General features: G+C 71.7%; 22 protein-coding genes. 16 read left to right on the top strand and 6 right to left on the bottom strand.

Annotated elements, in window-relative coordinates:
* Nucleotides 1-7 precede the first annotated feature (7 nt).
* On the bottom strand, nt 8-190 hold the full coding sequence (locus tag IEY82_RS32835; protein ID WP_189128162.1) for a DUF1918 domain-containing protein: 183 nt from the start codon (nt 188-190) through the stop codon (nt 8-10).
* A 408-nt stretch (nt 191-598) separates the two neighbouring features.
* Between IEY82_RS32835 and aceE the strand changes: the two genes are divergently transcribed.
* The 3 genes from aceE (at nt 599) to IEY82_RS32820 (ending at nt 5,735) form a co-directional block, all read left to right on the top strand.
* Nucleotides 599-3,346, top strand: coding sequence for a pyruvate dehydrogenase (acetyl-transferring), homodimeric type (aceE, locus tag IEY82_RS32830; protein ID WP_189128161.1), 2,748 nt, complete (start codon nt 599-601; stop codon nt 3,344-3,346).
* A 130-nt stretch (nt 3,347-3,476) separates the two neighbouring features.
* Entirely contained in the window at nt 3,477-4,976 is a 1,500-nt protein-coding gene (locus IEY82_RS32825) for an alpha/beta hydrolase (protein ID WP_189128160.1), read from the top strand.
* Nucleotides 4,977-4,991: 15 nt separating this feature from the next.
* Nucleotides 4,992-5,735, top strand: coding sequence for a maleylpyruvate isomerase family mycothiol-dependent enzyme (locus IEY82_RS32820; RefSeq protein ID WP_189128159.1), 744 nt, complete (start codon nt 4,992-4,994; stop codon nt 5,733-5,735).
* Nucleotides 5,736-6,081: 346 nt separating this feature from the next.
* On the opposite strand, the gene IEY82_RS32815 is transcribed toward IEY82_RS32820, so the two are convergent.
* Nucleotides 6,082-6,804 (bottom strand): helix-turn-helix transcriptional regulator, encoded by a 723-nt coding sequence (locus IEY82_RS32815; protein ID WP_189128158.1) that lies wholly within the window; start codon nt 6,802-6,804, stop codon nt 6,082-6,084.
* A 110-nt stretch (nt 6,805-6,914) separates the two neighbouring features.
* Complete coding sequence (locus IEY82_RS32810) at nt 6,915-7,934, bottom strand: PHP domain-containing protein (protein WP_189128157.1); 1,020 nt, start codon at nt 7,932-7,934, stop codon at nt 6,915-6,917.
* Between the two features lie 178 nt (nt 7,935-8,112).
* Between IEY82_RS32810 and IEY82_RS32805 the strand changes: the two genes are divergently transcribed.
* From IEY82_RS32805 to IEY82_RS32765, 9 genes are all read left to right on the top strand, one after another.
* Nucleotides 8,113-8,460 carry a hypothetical protein gene (locus IEY82_RS32805; RefSeq protein ID WP_189128156.1) on the top strand — a complete coding sequence of 116 codons (348 nt, stop codon included), beginning with the start codon at nt 8,113-8,115 and terminating at the stop codon, nt 8,458-8,460.
* 3 nt (nt 8,461-8,463) lie between these two features.
* The gene (locus tag IEY82_RS32800) at nt 8,464-9,612 is read left to right on the top strand and encodes a glutathionylspermidine synthase family protein (RefSeq protein ID WP_189128155.1); all 1,149 of its coding nucleotides are present in this window, start codon (nt 8,464-8,466) and stop codon (nt 9,610-9,612) included.
* Nucleotides 9,609-10,040 carry a DUF350 domain-containing protein gene (locus IEY82_RS32795; protein WP_189128154.1) on the top strand — a complete coding sequence of 144 codons (432 nt, stop codon included), beginning with the start codon at nt 9,609-9,611 and terminating at the stop codon, nt 10,038-10,040. The genes IEY82_RS32800 and IEY82_RS32795 overlap by 4 nt, the downstream gene beginning before the upstream one ends.
* Before the next feature lie 71 nt (nt 10,041-10,111).
* Nucleotides 10,112-11,236, top strand: coding sequence for a PucR family transcriptional regulator (locus IEY82_RS32790; RefSeq protein WP_189128207.1), 1,125 nt, complete (start codon nt 10,112-10,114; stop codon nt 11,234-11,236).
* Between the two features lie 103 nt (nt 11,237-11,339).
* Nucleotides 11,340-12,236 carry an ACP S-malonyltransferase gene (locus IEY82_RS32785; protein WP_189128153.1) on the top strand — a complete coding sequence of 299 codons (897 nt, stop codon included), beginning with the start codon at nt 11,340-11,342 and terminating at the stop codon, nt 12,234-12,236.
* On the top strand, nt 12,233-13,189 hold the full coding sequence (locus tag IEY82_RS32780) for a beta-ketoacyl-ACP synthase III (RefSeq protein ID WP_189128152.1): 957 nt from the start codon (nt 12,233-12,235) through the stop codon (nt 13,187-13,189). The genes IEY82_RS32785 and IEY82_RS32780 overlap by 4 nt, the downstream gene beginning before the upstream one ends.
* Before the next feature lie 89 nt (nt 13,190-13,278).
* Nucleotides 13,279-13,518 (top strand): acyl carrier protein, encoded by a 240-nt coding sequence (locus IEY82_RS32775; protein WP_189128151.1) that lies wholly within the window; start codon nt 13,279-13,281, stop codon nt 13,516-13,518.
* Nucleotides 13,519-13,552: 34 nt separating this feature from the next.
* Nucleotides 13,553-14,785 carry a beta-ketoacyl-ACP synthase II gene (fabF, locus tag IEY82_RS32770; protein WP_189128150.1) on the top strand — a complete coding sequence of 411 codons (1,233 nt, stop codon included), beginning with the start codon at nt 13,553-13,555 and terminating at the stop codon, nt 14,783-14,785.
* The gene (locus IEY82_RS32765) at nt 14,786-16,210 is read left to right on the top strand and encodes an acyl-CoA carboxylase subunit beta (protein ID WP_189128149.1); all 1,425 of its coding nucleotides are present in this window, start codon (nt 14,786-14,788) and stop codon (nt 16,208-16,210) included. It begins immediately after the preceding gene.
* Between the two features lie 162 nt (nt 16,211-16,372).
* Here the strand turns inward: IEY82_RS32765 and IEY82_RS32760 are convergent, their stop codons facing one another.
* Complete coding sequence (locus tag IEY82_RS32760) at nt 16,373-16,867, bottom strand: DUF3145 domain-containing protein (protein ID WP_189128148.1); 495 nt, start codon at nt 16,865-16,867, stop codon at nt 16,373-16,375.
* A 174-nt stretch (nt 16,868-17,041) separates the two neighbouring features.
* Here IEY82_RS32760 and IEY82_RS32755 point away from each other — a divergent pair, with 174 nt between their 5' ends.
* The 4 genes from IEY82_RS32755 to IEY82_RS32740 all read left to right on the top strand — a co-directional run bounded on the left by IEY82_RS32755 (nt 17,042) and on the right by IEY82_RS32740 (nt 21,748).
* Nucleotides 17,042-18,046: a S8 family peptidase gene (locus IEY82_RS32755; protein WP_189128147.1), complete on the top strand. Its 1,005-nt coding sequence runs from the start codon at nt 17,042-17,044 to the stop codon at nt 18,044-18,046.
* Between the two features lie 74 nt (nt 18,047-18,120).
* A complete protein-coding gene (locus IEY82_RS32750; protein ID WP_189128146.1) occupies nt 18,121-18,657 on the top strand; it encodes an RNA polymerase sigma factor in 537 nt (178 codons plus the stop codon).
* A complete protein-coding gene (locus IEY82_RS32745; protein ID WP_189128145.1) occupies nt 18,654-19,100 on the top strand; it encodes a hypothetical protein in 447 nt (148 codons plus the stop codon). Before IEY82_RS32750 ends, IEY82_RS32745 begins: the two co-directional genes overlap by 4 nt.
* Nucleotides 19,097-21,748 carry a CHAT domain-containing protein gene (locus IEY82_RS32740; protein WP_189128144.1) on the top strand — a complete coding sequence of 884 codons (2,652 nt, stop codon included), beginning with the start codon at nt 19,097-19,099 and terminating at the stop codon, nt 21,746-21,748. The genes IEY82_RS32745 and IEY82_RS32740 overlap by 4 nt, the downstream gene beginning before the upstream one ends.
* Here IEY82_RS32740 and IEY82_RS32735 read toward each other — a convergent pair.
* Both IEY82_RS32735 and IEY82_RS32730 read right to left on the bottom strand, forming a co-directional pair.
* A complete protein-coding gene (locus tag IEY82_RS32735) occupies nt 21,688-22,500 on the bottom strand; it encodes a sulfurtransferase (RefSeq protein WP_189128143.1) in 813 nt (270 codons plus the stop codon). The genes IEY82_RS32740 and IEY82_RS32735 overlap by 61 nt on opposite strands.
* Complete coding sequence (locus tag IEY82_RS32730) at nt 22,497-23,624, bottom strand: alkaline phosphatase family protein (protein WP_189128142.1); 1,128 nt, start codon at nt 23,622-23,624, stop codon at nt 22,497-22,499. The genes IEY82_RS32735 and IEY82_RS32730 overlap by 4 nt, the downstream gene beginning before the upstream one ends.
* Nucleotides 23,625-23,655: the final 31 nt, after the last annotated feature.

Raw genomic sequence — 23,655 nt, 5'->3', positions numbered from 1 at the left:
GAGCAGCCTACTGAGGCACGACGACCGCGTCAGGCCCGGGAAAGACCAGCCCGGTATGCCCGTCGTCGAATCTCACGGTGTACGGGGGCCCGCCGTCGCCGCCCTTGACCTCGATGATCACGCCAGTCCGGTCTCTCTCGCCGACGGAGTTGCCATGCACGAGGAGCCGGTCGCCAACCGTCGCATTCATGCCTCCACACTCGTACGGCGAAGCCGGTTCGAAAAGAGGGATCGCCACTCCACTCAGGAGAGTCAGCCCCAATCCTGACCGAAACGTTGCGCTGAGAGCTGAAGAGGCCCGGGCGAGCCCCCGGCGCGGAGCCCGATACCCCCCACCCGGATGACGCCGTCCCGTTGAAGGTGGATACTCGGAGCATGCGGGCGAATTTTCGAAGGTTTTCCGGACTTGTTAAATTACCTCGGCCCTGTACTCTAGCCCCTTGATTCGTCCTATCATTGGTGGTCTAGGCCACCCATGACCCCCTGCCAGCAGGGACGTCCTGGTTACCAACGAGTAGAGATGCACTTTCTACGACTAGCGACCAGGATGGAAGGCGACCCAGACCAGACACCAGTCATCCTCGGAAGGCGAGACCCAGTGGCTTCCGGACGCCAGCGTTTCTCGATCATCAGCGACGGCCTACCCAGCCAGCTTCCTGATGTCGACCCCAGTGAGACCAACGAGTGGCTCGAGTCCCTCGACAACGTCGTCAAGGCGGAGGGCCGCAGCCGGGCTCGCTACCTGATGCTCCGCCTGCTGGAGCGCGCCCGCGAGCACCAGGTCGGCGTGCCGGGCCTGCGCAGCACCGACTACATCAACACCATTCCGCCGGAGCGCGAGCCCTGGTTCCCCGGCGACGAGCACGTCGAGCGGCGCATCCGCGCCTACATCCGCTGGAACGCCGCGATCATGGTGTCCCGCGCCAACGCCCGCACCAACGTGGGCGGTCACATCGCCACCTACGCCTCCGCCGCGTCGCTCTACGAGGTGGGCTTCAACCACTTCTTCCGCGGCAAGGACCACGGCGAGTCGGGCGACCAGGTCTTCTTCCAGGGGCACGCCGCGCCCGGCATCTACGCCCGCGCCTTCCTGGAGGGCCGCCTCAACGAGGCGCAGCTCGACGCGTTCCGGCAGGAGCTGTCGCACGGCTTCCACGGCCTGCCCTCCTACCCGCACCCGCGGCTCATGCCCGACTTCTGGGAGTTCCCGACGGTCTCCATGGGCCTGGGGCCGATCAGCGCGATCTACCAGGCGCGGTTCAACCGCTACCTGCTCAACCGCCAGATCAAGGACACCAGCCGCAGCCACGTCTGGGCGTTCCTCGGCGACGGCGAGATGGACGAGCCCGAGTCGCTCGGCGCGATCGGCCTGGCGGCCCGCGAGGAGCTCGACAACCTCACGTTCGTCATCAACTGCAACCTGCAGCGGCTCGACGGCCCGGTACGCGGCAACGGCAAGATCATCCAGGAGCTGGAGTCCTACTTCCGGGGCGCCGGCTGGAACGTCATCAAGGTCGTCTGGGGCCGCGACTGGGACCCACTGCTCGCCGCCGACGTCGACGGCGTGCTGGTCAACCAGATGAACACCACGCCCGACGGGCAGTTCCAGACCTACTCCGTCGAGTCGGGCGGCTACATCCGCGAGCACTTCTTCGGCGGCGACCCCCGCCTGCGCAAGATGGTCGAGCACCTGACCGACGACGACATCCGCAAGCTGTCGCGCGGCGGCCACGACTACCACAAGGTCTACGCGGCCTTCAAGGCGGCTCGTGAGCACGTCGGCCAGCCGACGGTCATCCTGGCCCAGACCATCAAGGGCTGGACGCTGGGCAAGGACTTCGAGGCGCGCAACGCCACCCACCAGATGAAGAAGCTCACCAAAGCCGAGCTCAAGGAGTTCCGCGACCGGCTCTACCTGCCGATCCCCGACTCCGCGCTCGAAGGCGAGCTGCCGCCCTACTTCCACCCGGGCGAGAACGACCCCGAGATCGAGTACATGCGGGAGCGCCGCGCGGCGCTGGGCGGCGTGCTGCCCAAGCGGGTGGTCCGGGCCAAGCCGGTCAAGCTGCCCGCCGACTCGGTCTACCAGCAGTTCGCCAAGGGCTCGGGCAAGCAGCAGGTGGCCACCACGATGGCCTTCGTACGCCTGCTGAAGGACCTCATGCGCGACAAGGAGATCGGCCACCGCTTCGTGCCGATCATCCCCGACGAGGCCCGCACCTTCGGTCTCGACGCCATGTTCCCGACGGCCAAGATCTACTCCCCGCACGGCCAGACCTACGAGGCCGTCGACAGGGAGCTGCTGCTGTCCTACAAGGAGGCGGTGCAGGGGCAGATCCTGCACGAGGGCATCAGCGAGTCGGGGTCGATGGCCTCGACGATCGCGGCCGGCACGTCCTACGCCACGCACGGCGAGCCGATGATCCCGATCTACATCTTCTACTCGATGTTCGGCTGGCAGCGCACCGGTGACGCGATGTGGCAGCTGGGCGACCAGATGGGCCGCGGCTTCCTGCTCGGCGCCACCGCCGGGCGCACCACGCTCAACGGCGAGGGCCTGCAGCACGAGGACGGCCAGTCGCCGCTCATCGCCTCCACCAACCCGGCGGCGGTGTCCTACGACCCGTCCTGGGCGTTCGAGGTGGCCCACATCGTCAAGGACGGCCTGCGCCGGATGTACGGCGATCAGCCCGAGGACGTGTTCTACTACCTGACCGTCTACAACGAGCCCTACCTGCAGCCCGCGCAGCCCGCGGACCTCGACGTGGCGGGCCTGCTCAAGGGCCTGTACAAGTTCGCAGACGGGCCACGGACCCAGGGGCCGAAGGCCAACATCCTGTCCTCCGGCGTGGCCGGGCCGTGGGCCGTGGAGGCCCAGCGGCTGCTGGCCGAGGACTGGGGCGTGTCGGCCGACGTGTGGTCGGCGACGTCGTGGTCGGAGCTGCGCCGCGAGGCGCTGGCGTGCGACGAGCACAACCTGCTCAACCCCGACGCCGAGCGCCGTGTCCCCTACGTCACCCAGGCCCTGTCCCAGGCCACGGGGCCGTTCGTGGGCGTCAGCGACTACATGAAGGCCGTCCAGGACCAGATCGCGCAGTGGGTGCCGGGTGACTGGTCCTCGCTGGGCACCGACGGGTTCGGCCTGTCCGACACCCGCTCGGCGCTGCGCCGCCACTTCCACGTCGACGCCGCCTCGATCACGCTGGCCGTGCTCACCAGCCTGGTCAAGCGCGGCGAGCTCGACGCCGAGGTGCTGCGCGAGGCGATCGCCCGCTACCACCTCAAGAACGGCGTGACCGAGGCCGGCGGCGCGGAGAGCAACGACACCCAGTCCATGGGCGTCTGAGCCCGCGACAGGCGTCCCCGCGCACTCGCGCGCGGGGACGTCCGCCCCTCGCGGCGCGTCGCCGTCCCGGCGGCCCTCACGTATTGTGGGCACTGCCTCCCCCCTTGAGAGCCCTAGGGGGAGAGCACATATGCGTCATGTCCTTGCCGCCGCCACGCTGGCAGTGTCCGCCACCGCCTGTGTGAGCACGGCGACGCCCGACACCGAGCCCAAAGGCGTCGTCGTCGACCCCATCTCCTGGGGCCCGTGCACGGACATCGTCCGTCCTGACGGAGAGCCGCCCGCCCGCCAGGAGCCCGGCGTCAGGTGCGGGAAACTCACCGTGCCACTCGACTACGACAATCCCGATCTCGGTACGATCGACCTGGCGTTGATCAAGATCGCGGCCACCGACCAGAGCAGGCGGCTGGGCTCGCTGGTGTTCAACTTCGGCGGCCCGGGCGGCTCCGGCGTCGACACCCTCGCCCAGGCGGCCAAGATGTTCGACACCCTGCGCACCCGCTACGACCTGGTCAGCTTCGACCCGCGCGGCGTCGACCGCAGCTCGGGCGTGCGCTGCGGCAGCAACGCGGACATGGACGCGTACGTCGAGCTCAACACGCTGCCGCCCACCCAGAAGACCCGTGAGGCGGGCAGGGCGGCCAACCAGAGGTTCGCCGAGCTCTGCAAGCGTGACGCGAGCCGCCTCCTGCCGTACATCGGCACCGGCAACACCGCCCGCGACATGGACCGGCTGCGCGCCGCGCTCGGCGACGCCAAGCTCAACTACCTCGGCATGTCGTACGGCACGCAGCTCGGCGCGGTCTACGCCACCAAGTACCCGAACAAGGTCGGCCGGGTGGTGCTCGACGCGCCGCTCGACCCGTCCGTCACGTTCAGGCAGCGCACCCTGGCCCAGACCAGGGGCTTCCAGCAGGCGTACGAGAGCTTCCTGAAGGACTGCGTCAAGGAGGGCTGCGAGCTCGGCGACACCGTGAAGGCCGCCGACGCGAACGTCATGCGGCTGATGTACAAGCTGGTCGACAAGCCGCTGCGGGTCGGCAACCGCCGGCTCACCCAGGGCCTGGCCTCCACCGGGCTCGCGGCCGCCCTCTACTCCGAGGGTGCCTGGCCGTTCCTGGAGACCGCGCTCGCGCAGGCGGACAAGGGACGGGGCGACGCGCTGATCTACCTGGCCGACTCCTACACCGGCCGCTCCAAGGACGGCACCTACACCACCCAGATGTCCAGCTTCCCGGCGATCACCTGCGTGGACTCCGCCGAGCGGCCCGACGAGGGCGAGCTGACGCGCACCTGGAAGGAGGCGATCAAGATCTCACCGTTGTTCGGCAGCGAGGGCGCGGGCGGGATCTGCACCTCGTGGCCGGTCGCGGGCAACAACGAGGCCCGGAAGGTGAACGCCAAGGGCTCGGCGCCGATCCTCGTGGTCGGCGGCAAGGGCGACCCGGCCACTCCCTACCAGTGGGCGCCCAGTTTGACCAGGCAGCTCGGGAACGCCACCCTGCTCACCTACGAGGGCCAGGGACACGGCTCCTACAGCTCGGGCAACAAGTGCATCCAGAGCATGGTGAACTCGTTCCTGCTCAAGGGCAAGGTGCCGAACCAGGACGTCGCCTGCGCGGCCGCCTGATCTAGTCTCGGGCGTGTGAAGGACTACTGCGCGCTCGTGGAAAGCGAAACCGCCCGCCTCGTCGAGCTGGTCACCGGCGCCGCCCCTGGCACGCCGGTGCCCAGCTGTCCGGGGTGGACGCTGGCCGAGCTGGTCACCCACGTCGGTGGCACGCACCGCTGGGTGATCCACCTCCTGACGACCCGGGCGAGCGAGCCGATCTGGTCGCGCGACGTGCCCAACGGCCTGGCGCCCGGTGAGAGCGGTGACGCCGCGTGGCTGGCGGCCGGAGCCGCACGGTTGCTGGCCGTGCTCCGGTCGACCGACCCCGCCACGCCGGTGTGGTCGTGGGGCGGCGACCACTCGGCCGCCTACTGGGCGCGGCGGATGGCGTACGAGCTGGTGGTCCATCGCGTCGACGCGGAGCTCGCGCTCGGCCTGGAGCCGGCGGTGCCCGCGCCGGTGGCGGCCGACGGGATCGAGGAGTTGCTCGGCAACCTGCCGCACGCCCGATGGGTCACGCGCCGCCTGGCCGAGGCCGGCGCGGACGGCGCCACGATCCACCTGCACGCGACCGACACCGACGGCGAGTGGACCATCACGCAGGGCCCCGGGGGCCTCGCCAGCTGGGAACCCGGCCATGCCAAGGGTGACGTCGCCGTCCGCGGCCCGGCCGGCGACCTGCTGCTCATGATGTACGGCCGGCGCTTCGCGGACACGCTGGCCGTCTTCGGCGACCGCGACCTGCTCGACCGCTGGCTGGCGAAGGCCGCGTTCTAGCGGGGCCGAGCGCGGACCGGGAGCCCTGGACGCGCCGCCGCTCGGCGATCGGCGGCGAGCCCAGGGAGGGCTGACCGCTCGTAAAGCGGCCCCGTGTGTGAGCCCGGCCGGCGGGGAAGGCGCCCGCGCGGACCCACCGCCGGTCATGCCGTCGGGGTGGTAGACCCGAGAAGACACCCGGCGTGTCGTTCGGACAGGCGACGCCGGCCCGCCTGGCGGATCGCCGCCGGCGCCGTCCGTCTCCACGCGGAGGACGGCGCCGTCTCCTGTCCGTCGAACAGGGACCAGGATCCACCGGGGAGGCGACAACCCTATGTCGGTGTTTTCGAGCGAATTTTCGAGTGACTCAGTCGAGCAGGGTGCCGTGCACGAGCATGTCGGGCACCTCGGTGGCGAACCCCTCCAGCGGCCGGTCGGGGCAGCGCTCGGCGGTGACCGTGGCCGCGGCGACGCGGTCGAGCCGGAAGACCCGCACGTCGTCGCGGAGCCGGCACCACGCCACGAGATACCAGAACCCGCCGCGCCCGCCCAGGAACACGCCGGGCTCGACGTCGCGCGAGGTCAGCGCGCCCTTGGCGTCGGTGTAGTCGAGCCTGAGCACGCGCCGCCGCTGCAGGGCGTCCTCGATGGCGCGTGAGACGCCCTCGCCGCCGAGGGGCCGGACCCCGCCCGGCTCGGCCGGCTCGGCCACCTGGACGCGCCGGGCGAGCTCCCGGGCCAGCTCGCCCTCGGGCCCCGGCATGGCCGCCACGACCTTGCGTAACGCGCTGCGCGCCTGCCGGCCGAACGGCTGGTCGCCGGCCCTGCTGAGCGCCACCGCGATGGCCACGGCCTCGGCGGGCGTGAAGTTGAGCGGGGGCAGCGACATCTTCCTGTCGATGGCGTATCCGCCCCTGCGCCCCGGCTCGGCGTAGATCGGCACCCCCGACTCCTGCAGCGCGGTGATGTCGCGCTCGATCGTGCGCACGCTCACCTCGAACCGCTGGGCGAGCTCGCGCGCGGAGCGGTGGCGGGGCGAGATGGCGCGCAGGTCCTCGACGAGCGCGTAGAGCCGATCGGTACGGTTCACAACCGGGACGCTACGCGCGGCGACCGACAATCGGCGGGCGGGCGGCGGCCCCCGTCAGGCGCTCCTCACCGGCGGGTCACAGAGGTCTCACGCCACGGCCACCGGTCGCGTCACCGGGTCCAGGCCAGCAGCTCGTCCAGCGCCCAGGTGTTGACCACCCGGGCGGGCTCGATGCCGCACCTTGCGGCCCGCTCGCAGCCGAACCGCTGCCAGTCGAGCTGGCCGGGCGCGTGGGCGTCGGAGTCGATCGCGAAGTCGCAGCCCATCTCGTAGGCCAGCCGCATCAGCCGTTTCGGCGGGTCCTGCCGGTCGGGCCGGGAGTTGATCTCGACGGCCACGCCGAACCGGCGGCAGGCCTCGAAGACCAGCTCGGCGTCGAACTCCGACTCGGGCCTGCGCCCGCCGCGGCTGGTGCCGCCCCGGACGATCCGCCCGGTGCAGTGGCCGAGGACGTCGACGTTCGGGTCGGCGATCGCCGTCACCATCCTGCGGGTCATCTCGTAGCGGTTCATCCTCAGCTTCGAGTGCGCGCTGGCCACCACCACGTCCAGCCGTGCCAGCAGCTCGGGCTCCTGGTCGAGCGTGCCGTCGGGGTTGATGTCGACCTCGACGCCGGTCAGGATCCGGAACGGCGCCAGCCGCTCGTTGAGCCGGTCGACCTCGTCGAGCTGCCGCCTCAGCCGGGCGGCCGACAGGCCATTGGCGATCGTCAGGCGGGGCGAGTGGTCGGTCAGCGCCCAGTACTCGTGGCCGAGCGCACAGGCCGCCTCGGCCATCTCCTCGATCGGCGAGCCGCCGTCCGACCAGTCGGAGTGGCTGTGCAGGTCGCCCTTGAGCGCCGCCCTCAGGGCCGCCGTCTCGTCGTCGAGGTCGGCTCCCTCGGTGGCCCGCATCCGGCGCAGGTAGGTCGGCACCTGCCCGGCCAGCGCCTCGGTGACCGCCAGGGCCGTCACCTTGCCGATGCCCGGCAGGTCGGCCAGTCCGCCCGTGTCCGCGAGCCGTACCAGCTCCTCCTCGGGCAGGCCCGCGACGACGGCGGCGGCGCGGCGGAAGGCGCGTACGCGGTAGGCCGGCTCGCCCGCGCGCTCCAGCAGGAAGGCGATCTCTCGGAGAGCCTCGACGGGCGTCATGGGTGTCTCATCCCTCCGGCGGATTGATGGGCCGGGAACGGCGGCGATAGGCTCACCGGTCAATGAAAGCAGGATTCTGATGGGAAACCCCTCGCCCCCGGCGCCACCTCCCTGGCCACCCGGACCACCGAGACCTTCCGGACGGCCGACCCCGCCGAAACCGTCCAAGTCGTCGCGGGTGATCACGCTGACCGTCATCGGCGTGGTCTCCGTCATGGTGGTCGGGTTCTGCGCCGCCACGCAGAACACCGAGGAGGTCGCCGCCGACTGCGTCGACATGAACGACCAGCTGTCCGACGGCTCCTACGCGGTCGTCGACGAGTCCTACTGCGACGACGACGACGGCAATTCCCACTACTACGTCGGCTCGCGCGGCGCCTACCACTGGTACTACGGCGGCAGCCGGGTCGGCACCCGCGTGCGCGGCGGCACCAGTCTGCGCCCGTCCGACGTCAACATCTCCTCGCGCGCCGGCCGTGAGATCCAGCGAGGCGGTTTCGGCAGCCGTTCGAGCAGTGGCGGCTGACGGGTGCGACGCGAGCGCGGAGCGCCCAGGGACGGCTGGGACAAGATCATCGAGAGCCAGGGCATCGCCTACCACCGCGCGGCCCACCCCGAGGGGCTGAACCGCCCCTACTGGGACGAGTCGGTCCACTACGTCTTCTCCATGGACGAGGTGGAAGCCCTGGAGGCGCAGGTCGAGGAGCTGCACGCGATGTGCCTGCAGGCCGCCGATCACATCGTCTCGACCGGCCGCTTCGCCGACCTGGCCATCCCCGACTGGGCCGCCGCCGACGTCGCCCGATCGTGGGAGCGGCGCGACCCCCACCTGTACGCCCGGTTCGACCTGCGCTACGACGGCACCGGGCCGGCCAAGCTGCTGGAGTACAACGCCGACACGCCGACCTCGCTGGTCGAGTCGTCGGTGGCGCAGTGGTTCTGGCTGAAGGACACGCACCCGGACGACGACCAGTGGAACTCCGTCCACGAGCGGCTCATCGACCGCTGGGGCGAGCTGTCCCTGCCCGCCGGGCCCGTCCACTTCGCCTGGACGTCCATGGACGAGACCGGCGAGGAGGCGATGACCCTGGCCTACCTCCAGGAGACCGCCGAGCAGGCCGGGCTGACCACCGCCGCCATCGCCATGGAGGACATCGGCTGGGACGAGCTCAACCGCCGTTTCGTCGACCTCGACGGCCAGATGATCCGCTCGGCGTTCAAGCTCTATCCGTGGGAGTGGATGCTGGCCGACGCGTTCGGGCGACACGCCGTGCGGCACGCGACCTGGATCGAGCCGCTGTGGAAGGCGCTACTGTCCAACAAGGCGCTGCTCGCGATCCTGTGGGAGCTGTTCCCCGGCCATCCCGGCCTGCTGCCCGCCTACCTCGACGGCCCGCGCGAGCTGACCTCCTACATCGCCAAGCCGCTGCTCGGCCGGGAGGGCGCCTCGATGCGCATCGTCACGCCCGCCGGCACCCAGGAGACCTCCGGCTCCTACGGCCAGGAGGGCTACGTCTTCCAGGGCTTCGACGCCCTGCCCGACTTCGACGGCCAGCGGCCCGTGCTCGGCGCCTGGATGGTGGCCGACGAGGCCGCCGGGCTGGGCATCAGGGAGACCACCGGCCTCATCACCGACGACACCTCGTCCTTCGTCCCTCACCGAATCGAGCGATCATGACCCTGCTGGAGACCCTCGCCCGCGGCGCGGGCGCCATCGCCGCCTACGCCGCCGTCGGCGTGATCCTGCTGATAGTCGGCTTCTACGTGATCGACCTCGCCATTCCCGGCAAGCTGAGCTCGATCATCCGCAGCGAGCGCAACCCCAACGCCACCCTGCTCGCCACCTCCGCACTCGCCGCGGTGGGGCTCATCGTGGCGGCCTCGATCTGGTCCTCCGGCGGCCGGCTGGGCGAGGGGCTCGCGGGCACCGCGGTCTTCGGCCTGGTCGGCATCGTGGTGCAGACCGTGGCCATGCTCGCCTTCGACAAGGTGGTCGGCATCTCGGTCCGCGATCTGGTCAAGGAGCCCGAGCTGCAGCCGGGCGCGCGGCTGCTCGCGGTCACCCACGTGGCGATCGGCCTGATCACGGCCGTCGCGGTCATCTGACCGGACCTGGCACTCTAGGAGGCGTGACAGACCGGATCCGGGCCGACACCACCCGAAGGCTGGAGCGGGCCATGGGCTCGCTCGGCACCGCGGCCATGGCCCGCATGGACGAGCGGCTCCCGTGGTTCCGCGCGCTCAGCGCCGAGGACCGCTCATGGGTGGGGCTGGTGGCCCAGGCGGGCATCGCCGCGTTCGTCGAGTGGTTCCAGCACGCGGGCGAGGATCGGCCGACTCCCAGCATCGAGTTCTTCGGCACCGCGCCGCGCGAGCTCAAGCGGTCCATCTCACTGCAGCAGACCGTCGACATCGTCCGCATCGTCGTCGAGGTCGTCGAGGCGCAGACCGACCAGCTGGCCGCGCCGGGCGGCGAGGACCAGCTCCAGCAGGCCATGCTGCGCTACACCCGCGACGTGGCCTTCGCCGCCGCGCACGTCTACGCGCGCGAGGCCGAGGCCAGGGGGTCGTGGGACTCCCGGCTGGAGGCGCTGATCGTCGACGCGCTGGTGCGCGGCGAGGTGGACGACGGGCTGCACTCCTGGGCCGCGGCGCTCGGCTGGACCTCCTCCCCCGTGGTGGTGATCGCCGGTCACGCCCCCGACGAGGACCCGGGCACGGTGATCGACGGGCTGCGCGAGAAGGGCCGCCGCATCGGCATGGACCTGCTCGCCGGAGTCCAGGCCGACCGGCTGATCGTGATCGTGGGCGGCGCCGGCAGCGTCAACGACGCCGCCCGGCAGGTGGTGGCCCGCTTCGGCCAGGGCTCGATCGTCATCGGGCCCGAGGTGCCCGACCTGCACGCCGCCGCCCGGTCCGCCCGGGCCGCGCTGGCCGGGCTCAAGGCGTCGTCCGGCTGGCCCGACGCGCCCCGGCCGGTGCACGCCGACGACCTGCTGGCCGAGCGGGCGCTCGACGGCGACGAGGACGCCAGGAAGCAGCTCATCGAGAACGTCTACCTGCCGCTGGCCGGCACGCCGCTGCTCGACACGCTGGCCACCTATCTGGAGCAGGGCACATCACTGGAGGCCACGGCGCGGTTGCTGTTCGTGCATCCCAACACGGTGCGCTACCGTCTCAAGAAGATCACCGAGCTCACCGGCTATCAGCCGACCGACGGCAGATCGGCCTTCACCCTCCAGGTCGGGCTCATTCTGGGCAGGCTCGCGGAGAGCGCCGTAACGTGGCGCGCCCTAACGTAACCCGCCCGAAACCTTCATTGTAGGCTTCCTACAAAACTGTGCGGACAAAGTTCGTACGGATCCCTATCAGCGTGTCGAACTTCTACAGGGCATGGTGGACTTCGTGCTTGTACTCGTCGCTCCGGGCCAAGGTGCCCAGACCCCAGGATTCCTCAGTCCATGGCTCGAGCTGCCCGGTTTCGCGGACCGGCTGGCCGCCTGGTCCGAGGTCGTGGGGCTCGACCTGATCGCCTACGGCACGACCGCGGGGGCCGACGAGATCCGCGACACCGCCGTCGCGCAGCCTCTGCTGGTGGCCGCCGCGCTGGCCTCCGCCGAAGCGCTCGGGGCCACTCCCGACCTGCTCGCCGGCCACAGCGTCGGCGAGTTCGCCGCGGCCGCGCTGTCCGGGGCGCTGACCCCGGAGCAGGCGCTGAGCCTGGTCCGCGAGCGCGCCCAGTCCATGGCCAAGGCCGCCTCCATCACCGAGACCGGCATGACCGCGGTGCTCGGCGGCGTCGAGGCCGACGTCCTGGCCTCGATCGACGCACACGGGCTGACCCCGGCCAACATCAACGGCGCCGGCCAGATCGTCGCGGGCGGCACACTCGAGCAGCTCGCCGCGTTCAAGGAGGCTCCTCCCGCCCGCGCCCGGCTCATCCCGCTCTCCGTGGCGGGCGCGTTCCACACGGCGCACATGGAGCCGGCCGTCGCCCACCTGCGCGAGGCCGCCCAGTCCGTCACTCCCGCCGATCCGCGGGTCAGGCTGCTGTCCAACGCCGACGGCCAGATCGTCACCGGCGGCGCCGACCTCATCGAGCGCCTGGTCAAGCAGGTGCGCAATCCCGTCAGGTGGGACTCCTGCATGGCCACCATGGCCGAGCTGGGCGTCACCACGATGATCGAGCTACTGCCCGGCGGCACTCTGACCGGGCTGGCCAAGCGCGGGCTCCGGGGCATCCAGACCGTGGCTCTGAAGAACCCCGAAGACCTCGACGCGGCCAGGGAGCTGATCAAGTGAGAATTCCCGACGTAGCCCCGGGCGCGAAGGTGCTGGCCCTCGGCCACTACCAGCCCGCCAACGTCGTAACCAACGACGACCTGGCCAAGACCATCGAGACCAACGACGAGTGGATCCAGTCGCGGGTCGGCATCAAGGAGCGCAAGATCGCCGGCGCGGCCGAGTCCGTCGAGGACATGGCCGTGCAGGCCGGCGGCAAGGCGCTGGCCGCGAGCGGGCTGTCCGCCGCCGACATCGACCTGGTCATCGTCGCCACCTGCACGCTCGAGACGCAGATCCCCAACGCCTCGGCCATCGTGGCCCACCGGCTCGGCATCACGGCGCCCGGCGCGTTCGACGTCAACGCCGCCTGCGCCGGCTTCTGCTTCGCGCTCGGCGTCGCCAGCTCCGCGATCCGCGCGGGTTCGGCCAAGCACGTGCTGGTCATCGGGGCCGAGAAGCTGTCGCAGTGGATCGACTGGACCGACCGCTCCACCGCCGTGATCTTCGCCGACGGCGCCGGAGCCGCGGTGGTGGGCCCCGCCGACGCCCCCGGCATCGGCCCGGTAGTCTGGGGCAGTTCGGGCGACAAGTCCGACGCGATCATCATCAACGAGCGCGACACCTTCCTGCACCAGGAAGGCCAGACCGTGTTCCGCTGGGCGACCACCGCCCTGCACCCGATCGCCAAGGAGGCCTGTGAGCGTGCCGGAGTCGACCCGTCCGAGTTGGCGGCGTTCGTCCCGCACCAGGCCAACCTGCGGATCATCGAGGCGATCGCGCGCAAGATCGGCGCCGACAACGCCGTCGTGGCCCGCGACATCGTCACCGCCGGCAACACCTCCGCCGCGTCCATCCCGCTCGCGCTCTCGCGCATGCTGGAGCGTGGCGAGGTTCGTTCGGGGCAGCTAGCGCTGATCCTGGGCTTCGGCGCCGGCCTCACCTATGCGGGTCAAGTCATCGAGATTCCATAGGATCCATTGCGGCTCCGGCCGTATCCACCACAGCTTGTACGGCTGGAGCCGTACAGAATCCAGCAGAAATCCAAAGGAGAACCACCGACATGGCTGCCACCGAGCAGGAGATCCTCGAGGGCCTCGGCAAGATCATCAACGAGATCACCGGCATTCCGGCGAGCGAGGTGACCCCCGAGAAGAGCTTCGTGGACGACCTCGACATCGACTCTCTGTCCATGGTCGAGATCGCCGTGGCCGCCCAGGACGAGTTCGGCGTCGAGATTCCCGACGACCAGCTCAAGAACCTCAAGACGGTCAAGGACGTCCTCACCTTCATCCAGCACTGAAGTCACACCCCTGATCGACAAGGAGCGCGAAAACGTGAGTGCGAACCGGGTACGTGTCGTCGTCACCGGGCTCGGCGCGACGACGCCCGTCGGTGGAGACGTCACCTCGACCTGGTCGGCGCTCCTCGCCGGTCAGTCGGGCGTCACGACCATCACCGAGGACTGGGTCGACACCGTCCCCGTGAAGTTCGCGGGGACGGCCGCCGTCGACCCGGCCGAGGTGCTGCCCCGGCCGGAAGCCCGCCGCCTCGACCGCAGCGAGCAGTTCGCGATGGTCGCGGCGCGCGAGGCGTGGCAGGACGCGGGCGCCCCTGAGGTGGCGCCCGAGCGCCTCGGCGTCGTGGTGTCCAGCGGCATCGGCGGCATCAACACCACCCTGTCCGCCTACGACACCTACAAGGAGCGGGGCTGGAACCGGCTCTCGCCCTTCACGGTGCCGATGCTCATGCCCAACGGCCCGGCCGCCTGGATCGGGCTCGACCGCGGCGCCCAGGCCGGCGTGCACGCGACCGTGTCCGCCTGCGCCTCCGGCGCCGAGGCCATCGGCTACGCGATGGACATGATCAGGTCGGGCCGTGCCGACGTCGTCGTCGCCGGCGGCACCGAGGCCGCGATCCACGGGCTCAACGTGGCCGCCTTCGCGGCCGCGCGCGCCATGTCGACCCGCAACGACGACCCCGCCGGGGCGTCCAGGCCGTGGGACCGCGACCGTGACGGGTTCGTGCTCGGCGAGGGCGCCGGCATCATCGTGCTGGAGTCCGAGGAGTTCGCCAGGGCGCGCGGCGCGCGCGTCTACGCCTACGCCTCTGGCGTCGGCTACTCCGCCGACTCGCACCACATCACCCAGCCCGAGCCCGAGGGCCGGGGCATCATCATGGCGATGACCCAGGCGCTCAACGACGCCGACATCACCGGCCTCGACGTCAAGCACGTCAACGCGCACGCCACCTCGACCCCCGCCGGGGACGTCATCGAGGTCCAGGCGGTCGCCAAGGCCATCGGCACCCATCCCCTGGTCACCTCGACCAAGTCCATGACCGGCCACCTGCTGGGCGGCGCGGGCGGCATCGAGTCGGTCTTCACGATCAAGGCGCTGCACGACCGGATCGTGCCCGCCACCATCAACCTGGACAACCTCGACGACGGCATCGAGGTGGATCTCGTCTACGGCGCCAACCGCAGGCTGCCCGAAGGCGACATCGCCGCGGTGAACAACTCGTTCGGATTCGGCGGCCACAACGCGACCGTCGTCTTTAAGGGAGCCTGAATGACCGTGCTCGACAACCGGGTGGTGACGTCCGGCTCCGATCAGGAGCCCGCGGATCCCCGAGACCCCGTCGTACGTCTGTCCGCGCTGCTCGACGAGGGCTCGCTGAGGCTGATCACTCCTGAGGACAAGAGCGGCGCACTCGCCGCCATGGGCCGCGTCGAGGGTGTTCCCGTCGTCGCGTTCTGCAGTGACGCCCGCTTCCAGGGCGGCGCGATGGGCAGCGAGGGCTGCGAGCACATCGTGCACGCCTACGACGTGGCCGTCCGCGAACGGGTGCCGGTCATCGGGATCTGGCACTCCGGCGGTGCGCGACTCGCCGAAGGCGTCGAGTCGCTGCACGCCGTCGGCCGGGTCTTCGCCGCGATGACCAAGGCGTCCGGCGTGGTGCCGCAGATCTCGGTGGTCGTCGGCGCCGCCGCCGGTGGCGCCGCCTACGGTCCGGCGCTCACCGACCTGGTGATCCTGGCCGACTCCGGCCGCATCTTCGTCACCGGCCCCGACGTGGTCCGCAGCGTGACCGGCGAGGACGTCTCCAGCGCGGCCCTGGGCGGCCCCGAGCCGCACAGCAAGCGCAGCGGCGTCGTGCACGTCGTCACCAAGACCGAGACCGAGGCGCTGCTGCGGGCACGCCAGCTGGCCTCGCTGCTCGGCCACCAGGGCCGGGTGCGGGCCTCCGACATCGGCGAGATCGACTTCTCCAGCCTGCTGCCGGAGTCAGCCCGCCGCGCCTACGACGTCAAGCCGCTGGTCAACGGCCTGCTCGACGAGCCGGGCATCGAGCTGCACCCCAAGTGGGCGCCGAACATCGTCACGTCGCTCGGCCGCCTCGGTGGCCGGACGGTCGGTGTGATCGCCAACAACCCGATGCGGCTCGGCGGCTGCCTCGACGCCACGTCCGCCGAGAAAGCCGCTCGCTTCGTACGTATGTGTGACGCGTTCGGTGTGCCATTGGTTGTCCTCGTGGACGTTCCGGGTTATCTGCCCGGGGTCGGCCAGGAGCACGACGGCGTGGTCCGGCGCGGCGCCAAGCTGCTGCACGCGTTCGCCGAGGCGTCGGTGCCGCGGGTCACGCTGGTCACGCGCAAGGCCTACGGCGGGGCGTACATCGCGATGAACTCCCGCGCGCTGGGCGCCACCAAGGTGTTCGCCTGGCCGACGACCGAGATCGCCGTCATGGGCGCGGTCGCCGCGGTGCGCATCCTCAAGCGGCGCGAGCTGGCGGCGGCGCCCGAGGAGGAGCGGGCCGAGCTGGAGCAGCGGCTGGCCCGCGAGCACGAGAAGCTGGCCGGCGGGCTCAGCCGGGCACAGGAGCTGGGCGTGATCGACGAGGTCCTCGACCCGCGCGAGACGCGCGGCGCGATCGCCAAGGTGCTCGCCCAGGCCACCCCCGCGAGGGGCGCCCACGGCAACATCCCGCTGTAAGAGCTGCCGAAAGGGTCCCGCACCGAAATCAGGTGCGGGACCCTTTCGCTGTCCGATTGACAGCCGTCCCATTGGCAGCCGTCCGATCGACGGCTGTCCGATCGACGGCTGTCCGATCGACGGCTGTCCGCTCTCGGCGGTTGTCAGGAGGCCGGGAAGAGGTCAGACGGCGGCGTGCAGCCAGCGGACCGGCGCGCCGTCGCCCGCGTAGCGGAACGGCTCCAGCTCCTCGTCCCAGGGCTTGCCGAGCAGTTTGTCGAGCTCGTCCTCCAGCACGCACCGGCCCTGGGCGGCCATCAGCATCGCCGTGCGGAGCCGGTCTTCGGGCACCATGATGTCGCCCGCCGCCCCGATGACCGCGCTGAAGGCGCCGAGCGTCGGCGTATAGGCGTGACGGGACCCGTCGACCCCCGACGAGGCGTCCTCGGTGATCTCGAAGCGGATGCGCTGCCACCCCATGAGGGAAGAGGTGATGGCCGCCGCGACACCGGGCCGGCCCTCCCACTCCGCCTGCGCTCGCACCACGTTGGGCGCGGCGGGTTGCGGCGTCCACGTCAGGTCCACGGGTACGCCAAGAACACCCGCGACCGCCCATTCGATATGAGGGCACAGCGCGGGCTGAGCCGAGTGGACGTAGATCACGCCACGAGCAGACACCGGACCTCCCGATCGGTACGAGGTGCGCCTTCCCCAACGGCCTCGTCCTGGGATGATCACAAGTGACTAGGGAGAGACTACCGTCGGTCGCAATCGGACACCAGAGGGGGGCCATACCAAGTTGTTGCGGCTGTGACGCGTGACACCGGCCCGGGCGCGGATAGATACCCGCTCATGGACATCGAACCTGCCGGCGCCGCGTTCATCCGGCCGGGCCAGCTGCTGACCGACCGTGGCGCCCTGTCCGCCGCGTCACGCTGGACCCAGGCCGTCTCCGAGGCCGACGGCGTGTGCGTGATCCAGCTGACGGCCGGGGCCGACGTCTGCGAGCTCGCCAGAGACCTGCGCGAACAGGGTTTCCGCGCCTCGCCCAACCATGTCCTCGCCGCCCAGCCGCTCTTCTTCGGCGGGCCGGCCTCCCGGCCGTTCCCCGTCCCGCGCGTCCACCACCGGCCGGGCCGGGACCACTCGCCCGTGGTCGTGGGACTGCTCGACACCCCCGTCGCCCCCCACCCGTGGTGGACGGGCAGCGACTGGTTTCGCGAGGTGGGCGAGGAGGTGCCACCGGGTGAGCAGGCCGGCCACGGGACCTTCCTGGCCGGCATCCTGGTGCGGCGGGCGCCGGGCGTGTCGCTCACCGTCCGCGGGGTCCTCGACGGGCAGGGGCTGGGCGACGAGGCCGGCGTGGTGCGGGCGCTGCACCGGATGCGGGAGGACCCGCCCCAGGTGCTCAACCTGTCGTTCGGCGGCCACACCTTCGACGACCGCCCGCCTCCCCTGCTCGCCGACGCGCTCGGCGCGCTGCCCGACACGGTCGCGGTCGCCTGCGCGGGCAACACCGCGAGCGACCGCCCGTTCTGGCCGGCGGCGCTGCCGGGCGTCGTCGCGGTGGGCGCGGTCGACGAGAGCGAGGAACGCCGCGCCCCCTTCTCCGCGTACGGCTCATGGGTCGACGCGTGTGCCCGTGGCACCTGGCTGACCAGCAGTTTTCTGGAGCGCGACGAGTTCGCCGGCTACGCCGCGTGGAACGGCACGTCCTTCGCTACCGCCCTGGTCGCGGGTGCCATCGCCGACGCGGCGAGGGAACGGCCGGTACGCGAGGCGGCGGCGCGGGTGCTCGCCCTCGAGGGGGCCCGGCAAATTGCCGATCTGGGGGTTCTCGTCCCGTCGAGTCTGTAGAGTTTACGCTCAGTCCTTGGCTGATCACGGGGAGGCAGCGTGGCCTCCTGGTGAGCCCGGGCGGAGGAGGCCGCATGCAGGAGCCACGCGATCCGGCGGAGTTGCTCAAGGCAGCGGCCGACGACGACCAGACGGCCTGGGATGAGCTCGAGTCGAGGTTCGGGCCGCGCATGTGGGCAGTCGCCCGGGTGTGCGGGCTGACCGAGGCCGATGCGGCGGACGCGGTCCAGGGAGCATGGCTGCGTCTGCTCGAACACCTCCATGACATCAGAGAACCATCAGGCGTTGGCGCGTGGCTGGCGACGACCACCCGCCGCGAAGCGCTTCTGATCCTCAGGAAGGAGCTCCCCCGAGCGCCTTTCTTCGACGTCGCACTCGACTCTGATCCAGCGGCGGCCGTTCTGGAGGCCGACAGCAGCCGCATCCTCTGGAGGACGGTCTCCACCCTGCACGAGCCATGCCGCACACTGCTCCAGCTGGTCGCGACGGATCTTGGATACCAGCAGGTTGCACTGCGTCTGGGCGTGCCCCTTGGCAGCGTGGGCCCAACCAGAACGCGGTGCCTGGAAAAGCTGCGCACCCTGATCTCATCACAGGAGACGGTGCAATGATCAACGACGAGTACTTCCTGGCGGCGCTCCGGCTCGCCGCCGGGAACGACCCGATGCCCGGGCATGTTTCCGCTGCCGCACGCGATGCCTATGGGCTACGGGTTCCTCAAGCGGTGACCGCCGCGCCTGCCGAGTGCGCCGCGCCCCACGGCGTACGCGGCATCGACGGTTGCCAACTGGTCCGCTTCGTCGCGGCCGGCCTCACCTTCGACCTGGAGGTGACGGTGGGCGACGGGCTCATCGACGTGGCGGGGCAGATCGTCCCGCATCCGGGAGAGGGCACCCACGTCGATGTCCGGACCCCCCATCTGACGCTCACGAGGCGTCTCGCGCGCACCGGCCAGTTCGCGGCCACCGGCCTGCCTCCGGGCTGGCTCAGCGTGGTGTGCCATCGTCCTGGCCACGCGCCGGTCCAAACCCGGTGGGTGCGCATCCGCCCATGACGAAGAACAGCGGCAGGGGATCCGGCGCCGTCTCCGGACGGCGCCCCCCTGCTCCTGACCGCCCCCCGCATTCGCCGCCTCCGGCCGAGGCGACCGGCGACGCCAAGCCGCTGGTCCTGGCCGCCGAGGCGGCGGTGCTGCGTTCCATCGTGGATCCCGAGCAGGCGCTGCACGCCGGTCGCACCGTGCTGTCCGCGGCCGAGTCCTGCGGCGACGTGGAGGCGGCCGTGGTCGCCCTCAGGGCGATGGCCCTCGGCGCCCGAGAGCTGGGCGACCTCCAGGCCGCCGAGCGGCATCTGCGCCGGGCCATCGCGACACCTCAGGCGCCCCGCGAACGCCTCGCGCAGGCGCGGCTCTCCCTGGTGACGGTCCGCACCGAACGCGGTCATCCCCTGCAGGCGCTCCGGATCGCCGCGCTGGCCTGGGCCTACCTCTCGCCCCTCGACCGGGCCAAGCTCGACACGCAGCGCGCCGTGGCGCTCGCTCATCTGGGCCGCTACCAGGAGGCCATCGCCTCCTGCGATCGCGCCCTGCAGGCGCTGGTCGCCGCCCCCGGCACGATCGACGACCGCAGGTTCCTCGCCGGCGGGCTGCTCAACCGCGGCCTGGTCCACGCCTACCGTGGCGACTGGGAGTCGGCCGCACGCGACATCACCGCCTGCCTGCAGATCGCCCGGCACGCCGGGCTCGACCACCTGGTCCGCCTGGCGTCGGCCAACCTGCCGTTCCTCGCGGTACGGCGAGGCGACCTCGCGGGCGCGTTCGGCCACTACCGGGCGGCCGAGGACACGTTGTTCGGCTACCCCGAGCGCCTGGCGACGATGCGGGCCGACTTCGCCGGTGCGTTGCTGGCCGCCCACCTCCCGGGCGAGGCCAGGGAGCTGCTCACCATGGCCGTGCCCGATCTGGAGGCGTCCGGCGCCCTGGTGGCGCTGGCGGAGGCGCGGCTCAAGCTCGCTCAGGTCGAGCTGCTGACCGGCGACGCGCGCCGGGCCCTGACCGTGGCGGCGCGGGCCGAGCTGGAGCTGGCCGCGCAGGACCGCGAGGCGTGGCTGCCCCTGGTCAGGGAGGTGACCCTGCGGGCCCGGCTGATGCTCGAAGGTCCCACTCCCCGGCTGCTGGGCGACCTGGTGGACTGCGCCGACGAGCTCGAAACCGGCTCGGCCCTGGCGGTGGGCGCGGGCGCCCTCCGGCTCGTGGCCGCCGAGACGGCCCTGGCGCTGGACGACCACCCGCTGGCCCGCGACCAGCTGGCTCACCTGACCGCGCACGCGATCCCCGACGCGCCGCGGGTGCCCGAGGGCACCCGGCTGATCACCCTGTCCTCCGAGGCGCAGGCCGGACACCTCGCGCGGGCCTCGCAGATCCCGGCGCCGGTGCGCCGGCACGCGCTCGCGCTGGAGGCATCGCTGCGGGAGGACGTCCCGGGCGCGCTCCGCGAGGTGCGTGTCGGGCTGGCCGAGGTGGGCAGTCAGATGGACGCGTTCGACGACCCGGCACTGCGGGCGCACGCGGCGCGGGCCGGCGAGCGGCTGGCGGCGTTCGGGCTGAGCCTGGCGGTGCGCGACGGGTCGCCCGCCGAGGTGTTCGGCTGGGCCGAGCGCTGGCGGGCGGTGGCGGCTCCCGCGCACCCTGGGGGCACGGCCGACCCCGACCAGGTGCGGGCCGCGCTGGATTCGGGGGCGCTGGTCGAGTTCGTCGTCGAGGGCAGGTCGCTGCTGGCGGTGGTGATCACCGGCGAGCGGATGGCGCTGCGGCGGCTCGGTGACCTGGGGCCGATCACGGAGGCGCTCATCCAGCTGCGTTACGCCCTGCGCAGAAGCAGCCTGGGCGACTGCGGGACCGGAGGCGGGCTGGTCGGGCCGGCGGCGGAGGAGCTCGAACGGCTGTTGTTCGGGCCGATCGAGGCCGAGCTGGGCGACCGGCCGATGGTGGTCGTACCCGCCGGAGTGCTGCACACGCTGCCCTGGGGCGCGCTGCCGTGTCTGCGCGAACGCCCCGTGAGCGTGGCCGCCGGGGCGACCGCGTGGCTCGCGGCCCGGCGCCGCGGGCCCGTCCCGTCCTGGCCGCCCCTGGTGGCCGCGGCCGCCGGGCCGGGGCTCGCCCACGCCGGGGCCGAGGTCGGCCGGGTGCTCGCTCTCCATCCTCGCGGCCGGCAGGTGGCCGGGCGCACCGGCGCCGTCCTGGACGCGCTGGTCACGGCCGACGTGCTGCACCTTGCGGCGCACGGCGTGTTCCACGCGCGCAGCCCGCTGCTGTCGGCCATCACGCTTGAGGACGGCCCGCTCATGGCCTACGACCTGCTCGGGCTCGCGCGTACGGCCAGGCTGGTGGTGTTGTCGGCGTGCGACTCGGGCATGGCCCGCACCCCGGCCGAGGGCGCGCCGCTCGGGCTGGCCGGCACGTTCCTGGCCAGGGGCACGACCTGCGTGGTCGCCGGGATGGTGCCGGTGCGCGACGAGGACGCGCTGGCCGTGATGACGTTGTTCCACGAACTGCTCGCCACAGGCTGCCCGCCCGCCTCGGCCCTGGCCTCGGCGGCGGCCAAGACGGGGGTGCTGGGCTTCGCCTGTTTCGGCGCGGGCGATCAGCCGGTCGCGACCGGTCTGCCCGGGTCGGCGACCCAGTTGGACCACGAACCCACGTAGAGGGAGCCGGACAGGCCCGCCACCTCCAGCGCCAGCACGTGGTGGGCGGCGGTCACCCCCGACCCGCAGTAGGCCCCGGCCGCCACGCCCGCACGCACGCCGAGCTCCCCGAAGCGCGCCCGCAGCTCGCCGGGCGGCAGGAACCTGCCGCCGGCGCCGAGGTTGTCGGTGGCCGGCGCGCAGACGGCTCCCGGGATGTGACCGGCGAGCGGGTCGACCGGCTCGACCTCGCCGCGGTAGCGGGCCGCGGCCCGGGCGTCGAGCAGCACACCGTCACCGGCGAGCGCTCCCGCCTGGTCGGCGGTCAGCACCGGCATCGCGCCCGGCTTCGCGGTGAAACCGCCCGGGACGATCTCGGGGGCCTCCTTGACCGTCGGCAGGCCGGCCTCGGTCCAGGCGGTCAGACCGCCGTCGAGCACGCGTACGTCCTGGTGGCCGAAGTAGCGCAGCGTCCACCAGGCTCTGGCGGCGACGGTGGAGCCCGCGTCGTCATAGACCACCATGGGCCGGTCGTCGTCGACACCGAGCCGCCGCATGGCGGCCTCGAAACCGGAGGCCGAGGGCAACGGGTGGCGGCCCTCCTCGCCGGGCGGGGCGGCGAGGTCGGTGTCGAGGTCGCAGTAGGCGGCCCCGGGCAGGTGCCCCTCCCGGTAGAGGTCGATCCCCGGCGGGCCGCCGAGGCGCCAGCGCACGTCGAGCACGGTGGCGTCGCGAAGCGCGTCGAGGTCGGCGGGTGTGATCAGCGGGCTCATCGGGTTGATACCTCCAGCAGCGGAACGTACTGCTCGGCGGCGGTCATCGAGCCGTGGTAGCCGGTGAACACCGCCTCGATCTTGTGGACGGTGGGAGCGGTGAGGGCGAGGTCGGTGTAGGGGACGGCCAGGACGTCGCCGATGCGCGGCAGCCATTCGGCCCGCACCGTCGGCCCGAACCAGCCGGACTCGACGGCCTCCTGCCTGGACACCACCCAGGCCCGGCCGGCCAGCGTCTCGCGCCAGGCGTCGAGCACCTCGCCGGCGGCGCCCTCCTCGGTGTAGATGTGGCGGGCCCTGGCCTCGCCTCCCAGCAGGGCGACCCCTCGCGTCAGCGCGGGCTCGGCATCCACCTCGATCTTGTCGGAGGCGTTGACCATGCCGTGATCGGCGGTGACGTAGAGAGCGGAGCCGCCGGGCAGCGTCTGCGCGAGCCGCTCGGCCATCTGGTCGACGATCGCGAGCTGCGTCAGCCATGCGTCGCTGCCCCAGCCGGTCATGTGGCCGACGGCGTCGAGATCGCCGTAGTAGACGACGACGTACGCGGGCGCCTCGTGGAGCGCCTCGCGCACCCTGGCGACGCGCTCCTCGATGGGGTCGGCGCCCAGGAAGCGCACGCCTCTGTGGACGGCCTTGGTCAGTCCGCTGTCCTCGAACGCGGACGGGGCCACGTAGCTCGCCGTGATCCCGGCCGCCGCGGCGCGCTGGAAGACGGTGGTGGCGGGCTGCCATGCGAGAGGGTCCATGACCATCTTGTCGGGCAACGTCCAGCGCAGGCAGTTGAAGAGATGGCCGGTGCCGGGAACGGCCAGCATGAGCCCCATCATCCCGTGCTCGCCCGGCGTCAGGCCGGTGCCGAGCGACCCCAGGCTGGTGACCGTCGTGGCCGGGAAGCCCGCGGTGAGCGTGGTGCGGCCGGCGGCGGCGAGGAACGGCGCCACGTCGGCGTGGGCGCGCAGCAGCTCGGCTCCGAGGCCGTCGACGAGGAACAGGCAGATGCTCCGGGCAGGCTCGATGCCGAGCACGTTGTGCTCGTCGAGGCCCAGCGCGGCGAGTAAGGACCGGGGCAGATCAGCCAGGGACGACCCGCCGTACGCCGGAATCAGGGGCGTGTTCTCGACCATTCTCCGAGCTTAGCCGCGCCCCTGGTCGCGC

The organism is Nonomuraea cavernae (genome assembly GCF_014646355.1).
GTDB classification, from domain to species: domain Bacteria; phylum Actinomycetota; class Actinomycetes; order Streptosporangiales; family Streptosporangiaceae; genus Nonomuraea; species Nonomuraea cavernae.
Note: the sequence above shows the minus strand (reverse complement) of the source record. Positions and strands in the feature narration are given on the sequence as shown.